A 15,875-nucleotide genomic window follows, 5' to 3' on the forward strand; every position below is an offset into this window, starting at 1 on the left:
AATGCCGGATAACCATCTGAACATCTGGGATGCCCTTTAAAACAATCCTATTTTATAATGCTTTCCTATAAAGTTCCATAATATCTTTTACATTTGTCTGTCTCGGGTTGGCCGGAATGTTGCCGCTCTTCATGGCATCCTCCGCCATAGCCGGAATCAGCTCCTCTTTAACGCCTGCCTCGGAGAGTGATTTCGGAATGCCTAAGTCCGCGTTCAGCATTTTAATCTCTTCCACCAGCATCTCCGGTTTGAAACCATTTAATACTTCATTGCCCTGGCGGATATAATTATAAATCACTTCATAACGGCCGTTGTCGGCAAGGGCGTTGTATTCCAGAACTGTTGGAAGCAGAATGGAATTTGCAACGCCGTGGGGGACATGAAAGTAGGCGCTTACCGGGTGGCTCATTGCGTGTACATTGCCGAGTCTGGCCCATGCAAATGAGATTCCTGCAAAATTGCTGCCTGCCATCATGGCGCTGGCCGCCTCCTCATTCTTTCTGTTTGCGACAAACTGACGGAGGTTTCCGCCGATTAATTCCATTGCTTTTTCAGCCATTGCATCCGAGAACGGGGAGGCATTGACGGAAATATACGCCTCAATGGCGTGAATCAGTGCGTCGACACCGCAGGCCGCAGCGATGGACGCAGGCGCCGTCATAATCAGTTCCGGATCCAGAACCGCGTATTTCGGCAGGATTTCATAGCTGAACACCGACAGCTTGTAATTTCTGGATTCGTCCGTGATAACTGCGGAAGCGGTTACCTCACTGCCGGTTCCCGCTGTTGTGGGGATCGCAATCATCGGCACAATCGGGCCGGGAACCTTATGATTTCCCTCATAGTCCGTAATGCTGCCGCCGTAGTTCGCCAGCACGCCCACGGCCTTCGCCACGTCCATCGAGCTGCCGCCGCCAAGAGCGACGATGCTGGTCGCTCCGCATTCTTTATAGAGAGCAGCCGCTTCATTGACGATATCGGTGGTTGGATTCGGAATGACATCCAGATAGGATGTATACCGGATTCCTCCCTCTTCGATGATGTCCTGAATCTTTCCTACCACGCCGATTTTCTCCAGTCCGCGGTCAGAGATTAAGAATACGTGCTCCGACTCGTTTTCTTTCAGGATCTCGGGAAGCTTTTTTAAGCTTCCCAATCCAAATTCAATATTTTGAGGTATTTTAAAACGAAAATCTTTCATTGTTCTTCTCCTTTTTACAAAACTGCCATCAGGCTGGTGATCAGCATGTTTGCGCCGATAAACAGAAGTACTAAGTATACGATACGCAGGAACTGCTCACGGTTAATTCTCTTTAAGAAGCCCATGCCGAGGAAGAATCCGATGGCGGCACAGGGAAGGCCGATTCCCAGAGCGCTCCACATGCGGGGGGTAAATGCGCCGTTGCGGAACTGGGTATAGATGTTCCAGGTATTTAAGACCACCCATACCATGTTCATCGTGTTGCGGAATTTTTCTTTATCCTTTACCGCCTCGATGGTGTAAACCGTAATCAGCGGGCCGCCGATGGTAAATGCGCCGTGAACAATACCGCCTAATATGAGACAGCCGTAGCGGAAAATCTTCCTGCCGGTTGTGTCGGGCGCGTCTTCCTCATCTGTTTTTTTCAGAACCAGCGGCCTGATGATGTGCTTATAAATGTTCATCAATGCGATGATGGTAACCATGGCGCCGATACAGATCTTCGCGGTCGTCGGGCTGATCTTGTAAAACAGATAATTGCCGATCAGGATTCCCGGCGCACACAGTGCAACGATTTTCACCAAATCTTTCCAGGAAACCTCACGCCACGCCTTCACGCCCAGATAGTATAAGAATGGAATCGTGAGGAGAGTTCCGTATGGTACCCCCTCCGCGGTTCCCAGAAGTCCGTTCGTAACCGCCGCGGCGATAACGGTACAGCCAAATCCCGTACATCCCTGTACAAAGAATCCAAAAATCTGCATCAAGCCAACCAGTATAAAATCAAACTCAAAAGTCATAATATCCCCCTATATATATTCCGTGTATTTTAGAAATGAAGCTCTGTACGCTGAATCAAATCCTTCTGCAGCGGCTTGCCCAGTTCGACAAAGTACGCGCTGTATCCGGCCACTCGCACAAGCATGTCTTTGTAGTCCTCCGGCTTCTTCTGCGCCGCCCGCATTGTCGCGGAGCTCATGATATTGAACTGGACATGCATCGCCTGCTTTGCCATATACTCATCGATAAATCCGATCAGAGTGTCTCTTCCCTCGACGCCGGCAACAGATTCCTCCGGGAATCTTAAGTTCATCAGCGTGCCGTTGGACGCCAGGGAGTGGTCCACCTTTGTCAGGGAATTCACAAGCGCTGTGGGGCCGCAGATATCGTGGGAGCCGCCGTCGGTATGAACCGGTCCCATGTTGTCGGAGATCGCCTCTCCCACCTTACGGCCATCCACGGATGCGTTGGTATTCAAGCCCATGGCCACGTTGGCATTGACCGAGTAGACTCCCGGGCTGAACTCGCCGCCTCTCGGATTCTTTCTTCCTCTGATATGTCTGCAGTAGCATTCGAACATGTAGCGGAACAATTCATCCGCATAGTCGTCGTCGTTGCCGTAGTGGTGAACCTTGGAGCTGTTTACAAGGGCGTAAAGCTTATCATGGCCTTTCCAGTTGTCCTTCACCGCTGCAAGCAGTTCAGAACCGGTACAGCGCTTCTCATCAAACACGAGCTGCTTGATCGTAGCCAGGCTGTCCGCGCAGGTTGCCATGCCGCTGGCCTGCGGACCGGTGCCGTTATACTTGGCTCCGCCTTCCGTCAAGTCCCTGCCCGATTCCATGCAGTCCTCATAAAATGCGGATACATAAGGTACAGGCTTTAAAGCGCGGTGGGCGTTGTCAATGATATTCAAGCTGCTGCACATCTGATCGGTCCAGTAAGCAAACTGTTTATCTACACTTTCGAGAACCTCGTCGAAGCTCTGATAGGTATCCAGGCTTCCGGTATCCGGTCCCAGATGGCCGCCGAGGGCGCCGCATTTCTCCCATCTTGCACAGTGAGGTCCGCAGTCCAGACAGCGTCCGCCGTTTAATACCATTTCCATCATCTTCGCCGTGTTGACGTAGGCGGCGTCGTGCCAGCCGTACTCCTTGCCGGGAAGATCAATCTCCACACAGCCTACGACACAGTAATCTCTCGCTTCTTCCAGGGTCATGCCTTTTCTCATCATGCCCTTGATCGCCGGGGCATCGTTGAAAAGCTTTGGATGGCCGTAGCCTGCGCGGATACATTCCACGGTCTTGACCTTTAGCTCATAGGGGGTATTTTCATGCATACGCACGCAGACCCACGGATTCATCATGCGGGTATGGGCGGAGCCTTCCAGCATCAGCATCGTCAAGTCATTGGTGGCGTCATTGCCGTCTCTGTCCACGCCGCCTATGGTCAGGCTCTCGCCTCCGAAACCGCGGCCGTTGCGCACAGCCATACTTCCCTTATCCTTTAACTTGGTCGGGTTGTTCATCTTTACGTATTCGACCTCAATCAGTTCCAGGACAAATTCCTTTGTGATGGTGCCGTTTTTCATGTCCGCCTCATAGTACGGATACAGCCACTGATCCATACGGCCGTAGGAAATGGAGTGGCCGTTGCTCTCAACCTGAATGAGTGTTGTGGCTATATTAAATAACTGCATTGCCTGCCAGAACGTCTTCGGCATACCGCCTGCGATCTGACGGCAGTTATCCGCCATGACTTCCAGCTCTTTCTTTCTCACCGGGTCCTGCTCTCCTGCGGCATACTCATCAGCCAGCTTCGCATAGCGCATAATGTATTTTTTCGCAGCCTCATGCATGATAATCATAGCCTGGTAGGTATCCCGCTTGTCGCCGTATTCCGGATCTCTCTTATCCAGCTTCTCCAGACCCGCTTTGGCATTTTCGATCAGGCCGTTGTAACCGACCTTCATGAGCTTCGCGTAATCGATAGCCAGATGTCCGGCGCCTGCGAAATGGTACAGGTTCGTCTGGAAGATCTTCTTTCCTGCTTCGGAACCCTTAATCTGCTCTTCCTCCAGCCGCACATTGATTAAATCATCCACGGTTCTGCCCTGCCAGTATTTGCACAGTTCGATAATTTCTTTTCTCTCTTCGTCATTTCTTATGTAGAACTGGTCGTGTTCGCGCTCCTCAAACGGGGAGTGAAGGATCTCTTCGATGATCCAGTTCACGGAAAACTCCGGATAGATCGGCGATGCCTTGGGCGGCGCGGCGATCTCACCCAGAATCAGATCTCCGTCATCAATATACAGCTTCGTATTGAGTAAAATGTTCTCAAAGGCGTAGGCACACTGAAGCTTGCGGGGACAGACTTCATGCTCTTTATAGCTTTCCGTCACCAGCCTTAACCGCTCCACATCGACCTCATAAGGTCTGTCTAAAAACGTCTGTCTGAGCATGTTTACCCTTGGAAATGGGGACCAGTCTTCATGGTGAACCTGGTAACCCAGACTGTAGACATGATCGAAAGGTTCTGTTCCACACGCGTTTGTGTGATTCTCGTTCATTGCAATTCCTCCTGAAAATATGATATAAATTGGTTTACTGTTTTTCCTTTGTTCCCACCAGGCAGTGAATTCCCCGGCTGTTAAAATACTCTGCAAGCTCGCCCACATGCTTCTGAAAGACCTTTCTGTTGATCTTCACGTCCTCCATCTGATAGGGCATTCCCAGGGAGGCGTATTTCTCTTCCCCAAGACGCATGAAGCTTAAAAGCTGCAGCGTTCTGACGCGGCCGCCCAGCTCGTTTATGATAAAATCGGCTGTGGCTTCTATGTTGGCCATATCATCGTTGACATTGGGGATCACCGGAATCCGAAGGATCAGTTCCCGGTCCCCGCCGGCCAGTCTCTTTAGATTTTCCAGGATTCTTTCGTTGCCTGCTCCCGTGTATTCTTTATGAATCCTGCTGTCCATGTGCTTGATATCGGAGATAATGAGGTCCGTATACGGCAGAACCTTCTCGACTTCCTTCCAGTCAGCGCAGAATGTGGATTCACAGCAGGTATGGATCCCCTCTTCCTTGCACGCCTGAAACAGCTCCGCCACAAAATCGCTCTGAATCAGCGGTTCCCCTCCGGATACGGTAACGCCCCCGCCGGAACGGTCGTAATAACCCCGGTCCTTTCGGATCTCCTTCATGCAGTCTTCCACGGACATCGACTGCCCCCACTGCTTGATCGCGTCCGACGGACACGCCTGATAGCAGGCCAGACAGTTGGTGCATGTACTTCTGTCGATGAAAGTCAGCTTCCCGCGTGTAAATTTAAGCGTGCCTTCTGCCGGACAGGCTTCCTCGCACGAACCGCAGTTCTTGCGGGAAATGCATTTGCTTTTATAGATGCCCGGCTGGATATGCGCAGTCCAGCTCTCGGGATTGCTGCACCATCTGCATCGCAGCGGACAGCCTTTTAGAAACAATTCCGTCCGCATCCCCGGTCCGTCATGGATTGTGAAACGCTGAATATTGAAAATAATTCCCTGTTGTGACAAGCGGCCCCCTCCTCCCAATGGTCGTTCTCTCCGGTACTTCTGATTGATTGTATCTCTCTTTCGTTGTCCCGGGGTTGTTTTGTATGTTAAAATTATATCAAACCCGACGTACTGAAAAAAGTGGCCATCTGTAGTATTTCGTATAGGGAATGTTCCCTATTTCGACAGGGAAATGGGAGTCTTTCGGAATCGCTAAAGCGGTTTTCCGGCTCATACAAAACAAAAAAAGCTCAATCAGGAAATAAACCATCTCTGATTGAGCTATTCTCTTCTTACACATCTATCTCATTTATATAAAAACAATTTTCTCCAATACAGCCCCTACCTGACCGCAAACCGTCCATCCTCTACCGGTTCTATAGTCTGTTTCTCCTCCAGCGTCTTCACCAGCACATCATAAACCGTCATGCCGGTACTCTCACTCTCAAGGATAAAGCTTTCCGGAACTATGGTATCCATAATGGCAACCGTATAGACCTTCTCCTTATCGATCGCATTTCCATCTGCTGTCTGTATTGTCCCAATTCGCTTTCCCGGTTCTGCGGTGGGGTCATAGCTCATGGAAAGTCCTGAAAAATAGTAGAACCAGCCGGACTGATTCTCCACAACAATTGATTTTTCCAGAGTCTCGATCAGGTTTTCTCCGGTTATTTTTATTACACGCATCTCTCCGGTATCGGGACTCTTCAGGTCCGGAAGAATGCATTTTAAATCCACATTCGTCACATCACCTTTGTAGAGTCTGCCGCTCAGTCCCTTGCCGTTATATAAGCCGTCTTTCCCATTATCCATGAACAGGGCGATCTCCGCACCGCTCTGCCCGCGCATGGCGTCCGTAATAAAATTTCCCGTCTGAATCAGAGTGAAGTCAGAAGCCGCTGTTCCATATATCTCCGGATCAACCTTATGAACAGGCTTTTTATTTTGCTCATCCACCATCTGAATCACGTCTTCTTTTGTCTTCTCTTCCCTCAGCATACCCGCCAGGCCTTCCTCCAGCGCTTCCTGCGCATATTCCAGCTGGCCGAACACCGCGTAACGGCCGGCGCGCAGGACCGGAATTAACGATTCTATTTCAGGGACATCCGGCAGGTCCGTGTTGTTCAGACTGGAAAACATCGCTCCGGTGTCTGCCATCATGGCCTCCTGTCCCTCCGGCGTGGAAATGAAATCCATAATCTTCATCACCTGACTATACTTATCGCGATTTTCAGGCTCCGCCAAATGTTTGTTCACTCCCACATAACATACCATATAAAGCCGTGCCCAGTCGTTGCTGCTGCCTGGATTAAAAAACGGCATAAGCGCAAACTCATCACCCATTTTGGAAATTTCATGCCCTCTTCTGGCCAGAAGCGCAGAGTCCTCGACCATGGCACACTCCCTGGCGTAAAGCATGGTCTCCCGTTTGGAGTACTCCACCTCCAAATCAGAGGCCTTCCAGATTCCTTCCTCTGTCATCTGCTGAAAGACGTCTAACGCCGGGCCGAAATGATCCCCGAAGCTGCCGGTTCCCTTGTTATAATTCGCTATCCACTGCTGATCCTCCGGCCTGCTGAAGCAGCTGCCAAAATTAAAACCGGTAAATGCCGTATTTAAGACCTCTGAATTCTCAAATCCCAATTGAATCGACCGGATTCCACTGGCTTCTATGGTTTTACAGAGCTCCACAAACTCTTCGTAATTACAGGGAACCTCCCAGCCGTTTTCCTGAAACAGAGTCTTATTATACAGAATCCCTCTCACCTGAGAAGGTCCCGGCAGATAAAAAAGTGTTCCAGCCCTGGAAATACTGTTTAATATCGAAAGCTTGTATCGGCTCGTAAAATCTTCACCAGACAAATCCAGAAGTCTATCCGCCCAATATTCCTCCCCTACCTCCAACGGCCACGTCATCACGATATCCGTCAGATCGTCGTGCTCCAGCCTCCGGCTGTATTCTTCAATCCCCATGTCCGGAGTATAATTACCAATCTGGACAATATCGATATCCGGGAATTTTTCTTCCACTGCTTTTTCAAAGCTGTTGATGCTAAACGCATATTTTACCAGAACGGTTACAGCAGTTCTGCCATCTTCCACCTTTTTCTGAGAAATGATGTCATAGCTGCCGCTATCCTTTTTTCCTCCGCATGCGGTCAGAAACAGCATGCCGCACGCGAGGCCGATCAATCCCGCCTTCTTAACTTTACTCCGGTTCTCCCAACGGATCACTTTTGCGCACCTCCGCTAAACTTTCACCAAAAGCCTTCTGTTCAAACAACGCAATGTTCATGGGTTTATCAAATATATACCCCTGAATGTAGTCGCAGCCTTCCTGCTTCAGCATCTCCACCTGTTCCCTGTACTCCACGCCTTCCGCGACTGTCACCATCGAAAGGGAGTGGGACATGCGGATGATGCCGCCAACCACAGCCTTCAGACGGTCTAATTCCATTGTCTTATCTTTGAAAAATACCTTATCAATCTTTAAGGTATCAACCGGAATCGACTGAATAAGATTCAAAGAAGAGTAGCCGCTCCCGAAATCATCCATCGAACAACCGAATCCCGCTGCCCTGATTTGTTCAATGATCTTAATCAGGCGCTCTGTATCTTCAAAAACCACACTCTCCGTAAGCTCAATCTCAATCAGGCTCCTGTCAATCTGATATTGTTCTGCGATGGCCAGATAGGCCTGTAAGAACTTCTCATTTTTAAAGTGAACGCGGGAACAGTTGACAGAGATCTTCACCGGCTTCACTCCGCGATCTGTCCAGGAACATAAGGTGCGGCAGACCTCCTCAAACACCCACAGATCCAGCGTAACGACAAACCCGTTTTTTTCAAACAATGGGATAAATTCGTCCGGATAGATCATTCCCTCCGCCCTGCTGCACCAACGCACCAGCGCTTCCGCCCCGTCGATCTTTTCCTCTGGAAGGTGGTATTTGGGCTGTAAGTACACCTGGAATTCCCTGTTTTTCAGAGCATCCTCCATCACATCCGACAGCTGCTTCTCCCGGAACATACGGGAACGGGCAGCGTCATCGTAAAAAGCATACCGCATCTTGCTGCCGGCCTGCCGCAGCGTCTCCTTCAGCGCAAGCTTCGCCCTGTCGATCATCTCCGGAAACGGCATATCCTTATTCTCGATCACATAGACGCCCAATTCGATCTGGGGCATCCCCCATGCGGGATTCAGTCTGCCGATATTCGCCTCGGCTCCGGCCGACCAGTCTTCGAATCTCTCTATCATCTCCTCTTCACTCCGGCAGATCAGCATGATACAGAAATTATCGGCAAACAGCCTGCCCATACATTCGTTTTTATTCAGTACAGAGGATAAATATTTGTAAAACTGCTTTAGGATCATATCGCAGTTTTTCCGGCCGATCTGTGCGTTCAGAATTTTGAAATTTTCTATATTGGTATAGACCAGTGCATACTTCTGTTCCGGGACAGACTCCATCCTTTCGGCTGCCAGCTCATAAAACCTCTGTATGGTATTCCCCTCGGTTATCCCATCCACGTAAGCGAGTCTCTCCAGCTTTCTTTTATTCGCACGGAAGATCCAGAACAGAATGGCCACAAGCCCGCAAAACAGAATTACAAGCAGCCCGCAGATACGCAGAGTCATAACCAGCAGCATATCCGACTTCTCGTTCACCGCCTGAAACGGAACAAAGGTCAGAAGATACCAATCGTCCGGCTGAATGGGCGTATAAACCATGTATCTATGTACACCGTCTAAAGAAAAACTGATCTGGTCCGCGACATTATTTTCAATGTCGCTGTTTACTTTCGCCAGACTCTCTTTTTCATCCATCTGCGCATTCTGAAGTGTGGAAAAAATATTATAACCGCTCTTTATGGCAAATGGGAAGCTGGCCTTTGTCACAAGCGTCCCCGATTTCGTGATAATCTGAGAATATGCCTGCCCGTTAAAAGAGGTCATCGACAGCACCTGATTCAGCGTATCCGGGTCATAACAGGCGGCCAGCGCCATAATCTTTTCCCCACCGACCGCGACATGATTCAGGGAAACGGCAAAAACAAAGTACTCTTTATTGTCCATAATCTGGGCTTTTGCAATCGCGGACTTATAGGCCAGCATGCTGTCGAGCATGGCATCATCGAAGGAAAAAAATACCGATTTGCTGTCCGCAATATTGTATGCTCTCCCGGATTCCTCCACCAGCATGATTGTTTCAAACTCGCCAAACCCCTGCTGCTTCTGTAAAAGCTGCCTGACTTCCTCCATCGTCTCAGGCTCCGTCGTCTCCAGAGATGCTCCCATCATGTTAAGCATGGCGAAATTATCTTTCGTAATGCGGTCAAGATTGGCGGCGACCCTTCTGGAAACCTCCTGAAGATATCCTTTGCTCTCTTCTCTTATGGTCTTATGCAGGTTCCTGTAATACAAAAAACTAAAAGCACTTGCTAAAATACAGATCACTATAAATACTACGAATATCCACCGGTATGACCCGTTCTTCTTTACTCCAGCCTTCCTCCGCTCCATACATCAGACCTTATTACCTTTCCCTCTGCTTGCATCCTGATAACCTACTGCTCTCTGTTTTCCAGCCACTTATATAACTGAAAGCGGCTTTTTACTCCACACTTGGTATAGATATTCTGTACATGCTTCTTCACTGTATGATAGCTGATCACAAGCTCATCAGCAATGGCCTTGTAGGTCAGTCCATTGTACATGAGCTCTGCAACCCGCTGCTCCGCCTGTGTCAGCGGCAGCATGGTCCCGGAGCCTTCCAGCAGCTTTCCTTCCTCTTTCCTGGAGATGGTAATCCAGTGATACCGGTCGATGATTCCATTGGAATAGCTCTGATCGTACGTATAGATTGTAAAAATATAGTTTTTAATTACCCGTGTCTGGACCCGGTCCGCCGTAAAATTCTTCTCCTCGCCGCCCAGTAAGAACGGCAGCCAGCTGCACGGTGTGGTCGTGCTGATCTGCTCAGCGATGGAAGGGCCCAGAATCTCTTTTAAATAACTCTGAGCCGTCTTGTTGTAGCTCATGATATGCATAAAGTCATCCGTGACAAAATAGGCCTTTTCACCGGATGAAATAATCTCACTCTGAATATTTGACACGATCTTGGCCTGCTCGTATTTCTTGAAATTCTTATAGGAGTTGGCCACATAAACGTAGATTTCATTCAGCGCCTCAATTTCCTGGTCTGTAAAATCCCCGTTCTCCAGACTCTTAAAAAAGGCGACCTGGATATAGGCGTTGATGCCGAATGCCATCGTCACACTGTAATGTGCATGGAAGTTTTCCGCCAGAAAGCGGACGTAGGCGGAGTGGGCGTAATCGACAGGGCTGATGACATCCGTGGATTTATACAGCCTTGGTATCACATTAAAGTAAGTCAGGTGGTCACGGACCGCGTCCTGATAAACCACATGCCTGATTACATCATTTGCAACAAATTTCCTGTATGGATGCTCTTCACAGTCCAGCAGGATTCCGTTCCGATTGATCCATGAAAGAAATGTTCCATGTGTATCGAAATAGGATATCAGCACATGCTTTAAGCCGAAATTTCTATCCAAAGAATCCAGAAGAACGTTGCTGAAAAATTCACGTGCCGAAATCTGATGTTCCGCCATTTCCGAGAAAAAATTCATCTGGCCGGCATTTTCGTATTTCATGGTTTCTTTCCCCCATTTTTCGTTTCGGATTGCGCTCTTATGCGGTAAGGCAGGTTCCGTCCACCTTACCATACTCCAAATACATGTAGAAATTATAGCATGAGAATCAGGAACTCTCAAGCGAAATTGATGCAGCCTTTTTCACCTGAAAATCCGGTATCCGGGCGTACTGAAAAGGTACAAAAATAACCGCCCCTCCCGTGAGTTGCGGTCATTTTCATGTGGTTGTATTTTATCCATCTTCGCCTAAAATATACGGAGTTTCCTGATATACGTAGAAATTCAGCCAGTTGGCATACAGCGTGTTCGCCGCGTTCCTCCAGGAAAGCACCGGTACTGCGAAGGGATCGTTGTCCTCATAGTAATTGCATGGGAGTTCCGGGTTAAGTCCCTTTGTTAAATCCCTGTGATACTCATTGTTCAAAGTCATGCGGTCGTACTCCGGATGGCCCTGGACAAACACCTGGCTTCCGTCGCGCTTCATCACCAGATAGACGCCCGCCTCCTCCGACACTGCAAGAATCACCAGATCAGACACCTTCTCAATGTCCTTTCTGCGCACCTCTGTATAGCGGGAATGCGGGGCCATGATAAAGTCGTCCATGCTGCGTACCAGCGGCACCTTGCGGTCCAGAACCTTGTGGCGGTAAATGCCGGAAAGCTTCTTTTCCCGTTTGTATTTCGGTATCCCGTAATGGTAGTAGAGTCCGGCCTGGGCTCCCCAGCAGATATGTAAGGTGCTTGTCACATGACTCTTACCCCATTCCATAATCGTCTGAAGTTCTTCCCAGTAATTGACCTCCTCATACTCCAGGTTCTCCACAGGCGCGCCGGTGATGATCATACCATCGAACTTCTTATTCTTAATCTCGTCAAAGTATACATAAAACTTGTTCAAATGGCTGGCCGACGTATTCTTCGACGTATGGGTGGCCAGCATCAGAAACGTGCAGTCCACCTGAAGAGGAGTATTGGAGAGCGCCCGCAGAAGCTGCGTCTCCGTGTCCTCCTTCACCGGCATCAAATTTAGAATAAGAATCTCCAGAGGGCGGATGTCCTGGCTCATCGCCCGATCCTCCGCCATGATGAAGATATTCTCTTTTTCCAGTATCGCCTTCGCAGGCAGATCTTTTTGTACTTTAATCGGCATATTTTACTCCCCCAGCATCTTGATAAACTCTTCCTCGGATATGATCGGCACGCCTAAATCCTTGGCCTTTTTATTCTTAGAAGAATTGGACGCCACGTCATTGTTGATCAGATACGTTGTCTTCGAAGTTACAGAGCCTGTGGCCTTACCTCCCCGCACTTCGATGGCCTCCTGCAGTTCCTTTCGGTTGGCAAAATGTTCCACGCTTCCGGTGATCACGAAGGTCATGCCCTCAAAGATGGCCTCCTCCGTGGATTCCTCCTCCTGCTCAAATGTGAGTTCTGAGAGCAGGTGGTCCACAATCTCCTGATTCTTCTCATCGCCAAAGTAGCGAATCCATGCATCGGCTAAGACTCCGCCGATTCCATCGACCTCGATCAGCTCCTCCGCCGTGGCATGACGCATGCGGTCAAAATCGAACTTAAACTTCCGGCACAGCATCTTCGCATTGGCCAGGCCGATCCCGGAGATTCCAAGGCCGTAAACCATCCGTGCAAGAGTCGTGTGGGACGCGGTCTCTGTCGCCCGGATTAAATTATCATAGGACTTCCGGCCGAAGCCTTCCATCTGGGTAATCGTCTCCTCATGCCGGTCAAGATGGAAAATATCTGCAAACTCCTTAATAAATCCGGCGCCGATAAATTTCTCCAGAGTCGCCTCCGAAAGGCCGTCGATGTTTAGCGCGTCACGGCTGACAAAGAGGGCGAAGCTCTTGATGCGCTTGGCCTGGCAGTCTGGATTCGTGCAGTAAAGGCTGCGGACATCGCCTACCTGTCGCACCTCCGTCTTACCGCCGCAGACCGGACATTCCTCCGGAATCCGGATCTTCCCGCTTCTGGTCAGGTTATCGGCAATCTGCGGGATAATCATGTTGGCCTTATATACCGTGATGGTGTCGCCCTCGCCCAGGGCCAGGGAGTCCATAATGCTTAAATTGTGTACGCTGGCGCGGCTCACCGTGGTTCCCTCCAGCTCTACCGGTTCGAACACGGCGACCGGATTGATTAAACCGGTCCGTGACGGGCTCCACTCGATATATTCCAGCTTCGTCTCCTTAATCTCGTCCGCCCATTTGAATGCGATCGCATTTCTCGGGAATTTGGCAGTCCGTCCCAGAGATTCTCCGTAAGCGATGTCGTCCAGAAGAAGCACCAGGCCATCGGAAGGGATATCGTAGCCGGAAACGGCTTCGGCAAACTCTTCCACCGCCTCCGGTAGCGTCTCCGCCGTAACGGTCTTGTACTCTACCACATCGAATCCCTGTCTCTTCAGCCACTCAAACTGTTCCTGCCGGGAGTTCTTAAAATCCACGCCCTCGGCCGTAACCAGGGCAAATGCCTCGAAATTCACGTTCCGCTCCGCCGTGATCTGGCTGTTCAGCTGACGGACCGAGCCGCTGCATAGGTTTCTGGGATTCTTATATTTGGCATCCACATCATCGATGGCCTCATTAATCCGGTTGAATTCCGAATAACGGATGACGGCCTCGCCGCGCAGCACCAGTTCTCCCTGAAAGGAGATGGTGACCGGCACATTCGCAAACACTCTGGCGTTGCTGGTAATGACCTCGCCAATCTCACCGTTGCCGCGGGTAACGGCCTTCTTCAGCGTTCCGCCGCTGTAAGTGAGGACAACGGTCAGTCCGTCCAGCTTCCATGAGAGAATTCCCGTCTGATCGCCCAGCCATTCCTGTAAATCGGCCGTGCTCTTCGTCTTGTCCAGCGACAGCATGGGACTCTCGTGGCGCTCCTTCGGAAGTTCGGAGAGCACCTCATATCCTACGTTCTGTGTCGGGCTCTTGGACAGCACAACTCCTGTCTCCTTCTCCAGTTCCACCAGCTCGTCGTACAATTTATCGTATTCGTAGTTGCTCATGATCTCACGGCTTTCCTGATAATACGTCTTCGCCGCGGCCGTAAGAGTGGCAGCCAGTTCTTTCATTCTGCTGATTTTCTCGTCCACTTACAATCTCCTTTTCACTGCGTTCTTTCCTTATTAATGCATGATTGTTGTATTGCTGTTTATGATCGATAGTTTTGATCAATAGTTGGGGGACCTGGTTCCGACAGATGATCCTGATCGATATTTCTGGGTTCTGGATCCGACCACTATTGCGATTTTTTATTTGATCACTTATACCAACCACTCTTCCTTATCATACCGGAAAAAGTGCCTCTCCATGCATCACTTCCGCTTTCCAGGGGCTTTTTTTCGTTTATCTGTCCGAATTTCCAGATTTTCATTTCGGCCTCTTTCATTTCTTGTCCGGCCTTTTGTATCTTCATACCGGCCTTTTACATTTTTCGTCCGACCTTTTAGATCTTCATTCCGACCATATTCATTTTTCGTCCGACCTTTTAGATCTTCATTCCGGCCTTTTTCATTTTTCGTCCGACCTTTTAAATCTTCATTCCGGCCATATTCATTTTTCGTCCGACCTCTTAAATCTTCATTCCGGCCATATTCATTTTTGACGCGGTCTTTTCTATCTTCATTCCGGCCCTTTTCATTTTTTCCCCGATCTTTTTCATTCACCATCCGGTCTTTTAAGGAGAGGCCGGATGTATCTTCCAGCCGGCGCATCAGCTCCGCGTATTCCTTCTTCGATACAGGCCGTGATTCACCGGCTTTTAGATCGCCCAGCTCTATATTCATGATTCTGACACGCTTCAGTTTTCGCACCTTGCAGCCCAGCTGCTCGCACATCCTGCGGATCTGGCGATTCAGTCCCTGGGTCAGTACAATGCGGAACGATTTTTCTCCCGTCATCTCTGCGAAACACGGCTTTGTCGTCACATCCAGCTCCGGAAGAAAGACTCCCTTTTTCATCTTCTGAATAAATTCCGGTTTCACCGGCCGGTCAATAAACACGAGATACTCTTTCTCATGGCCGTTGCTGCCGCGCATCAGACGGTTCACTAAATCGCCCTGATTGGTCAGCAGAATCAAGCCTTCAGAATCCTTATCGAGACGGCCCACCGGATAAATCCGCACAGGGCTGTCCACCATGTCCACAATATTGGGGGCACGGTCCTTGTCCGAGGTGGTGCAGACAATTCCGCACGGCTTATGCACCGCTAAGAGCACCCGGTCCGGTTTCTCCTCGGCGCCCTTTGTTCCTGCCGCAATTGTCCGTCCATTACAGACAACTGTTTCTCCATTTTTTATCTTCTGTCCCGGAACGGCGGTTCTTCCGCCGACCGTTACCTTACCTTCTTCTATCAGCCGGTCTGCTTCCCTTCTGGAGCAGATTCCAGCACCGCTTAAGAATTTATTCAGGCGGATTCCGTCATCTCCCATGTCCTATCTCCTTTTGCTCATTAAATAAAAATTATATCATTGTTCCATGGCAGAAGTCAATTTATTCCGGAATGCGAATTACGTATTTTCCGTATTAAAGTTACAGTTCACTCCCAATGTCATTTAGTTTATGAGGGTCAACAGAGACTATTCATTGTCAGATAGTTGCGTAACAGGCTTAAGAGAGGGTATAAACAGTTTCCTATGCGGGACATGCAGAGAATAGAAGGAA

9 protein-coding genes and 1 pseudogene are annotated in these 15,875 nt (G+C 49.5%); all 10 read right to left on the reverse strand.

What is annotated here, in order from left to right:
* Positions 1 to 52: 52 nt before the first annotated feature.
* On the reverse strand, positions 53 to 1,201 hold the full coding sequence (locus tag H8S75_RS16055; protein ID WP_187022489.1) for an iron-containing alcohol dehydrogenase: 1,149 nt from the start codon (positions 1,199 to 1,201) through the stop codon (positions 53 to 55).
* A gap of 14 nt (positions 1,202 to 1,215) precedes the next feature.
* On the reverse strand, positions 1,216 to 2,001 hold the full coding sequence (locus H8S75_RS16060; RefSeq protein WP_187022490.1) for a sulfite exporter TauE/SafE family protein: 786 nt from the start codon (positions 1,999 to 2,001) through the stop codon (positions 1,216 to 1,218).
* Between the two features lie 29 nt (positions 2,002 to 2,030).
* Positions 2,031 to 4,550, reverse strand: a complete 2,520-nt coding sequence (gene hpfG, locus H8S75_RS16065) for a (2S)-3-sulfopropanediol dehydratase (protein WP_187022491.1) — start codon at positions 4,548 to 4,550, stop codon at positions 2,031 to 2,033.
* A 34-nt stretch (positions 4,551 to 4,584) separates the two neighbouring features.
* Positions 4,585 to 5,535 (reverse strand): (2S)-3-sulfopropanediol dehydratase activating enzyme, encoded by a 951-nt coding sequence (hpfH, locus tag H8S75_RS16070; protein ID WP_187022492.1) that lies wholly within the window; start codon positions 5,533 to 5,535, stop codon positions 4,585 to 4,587.
* A gap of 321 nt (positions 5,536 to 5,856) precedes the next feature.
* Positions 5,857 to 7,749 (reverse strand): ABC transporter substrate-binding protein, encoded by a 1,893-nt coding sequence (locus H8S75_RS16075; protein ID WP_187022493.1) that lies wholly within the window; start codon positions 7,747 to 7,749, stop codon positions 5,857 to 5,859.
* Positions 7,724 to 10,039, reverse strand: a complete 2,316-nt coding sequence (locus H8S75_RS16080) for a bifunctional diguanylate cyclase/phosphodiesterase (protein WP_187022494.1) — start codon at positions 10,037 to 10,039, stop codon at positions 7,724 to 7,726. The genes H8S75_RS16075 and H8S75_RS16080 overlap by 26 nt, the downstream gene beginning before the upstream one ends.
* Positions 10,040 to 10,083: 44 nt before the next feature.
* Positions 10,084 to 11,193, reverse strand: a complete 1,110-nt coding sequence (locus tag H8S75_RS16085) for a response regulator transcription factor (protein WP_187022495.1) — start codon at positions 11,191 to 11,193, stop codon at positions 10,084 to 10,086.
* Between the two features lie 232 nt (positions 11,194 to 11,425).
* The gene (metA, locus tag H8S75_RS16090) at positions 11,426 to 12,343 is read right to left on the reverse strand and encodes a homoserine O-acetyltransferase MetA (protein ID WP_187022496.1); all 918 of its coding nucleotides are present in this window, start codon (positions 12,341 to 12,343) and stop codon (positions 11,426 to 11,428) included.
* Between the two features lie 3 nt (positions 12,344 to 12,346).
* Positions 12,347 to 14,284: an NAD-dependent DNA ligase LigA gene (gene ligA / locus H8S75_RS16095; RefSeq protein WP_207729161.1), complete on the reverse strand. Its 1,938-nt coding sequence runs from the start codon at positions 14,282 to 14,284 to the stop codon at positions 12,347 to 12,349.
* A gap of 597 nt (positions 14,285 to 14,881) precedes the next feature.
* A pseudogene (locus H8S75_RS16100) lies at positions 14,882 to 15,643 on the reverse strand (pseudouridine synthase); the annotation flags it as partial.
* Positions 15,644 to 15,875 lie beyond the last annotated feature (232 nt).

The sequence above is a fragment of the Hungatella hominis genome (genome assembly GCF_014288005.1).
GTDB lineage: Bacteria > Bacillota > Clostridia > Lachnospirales > Lachnospiraceae > Hungatella > Hungatella effluvii.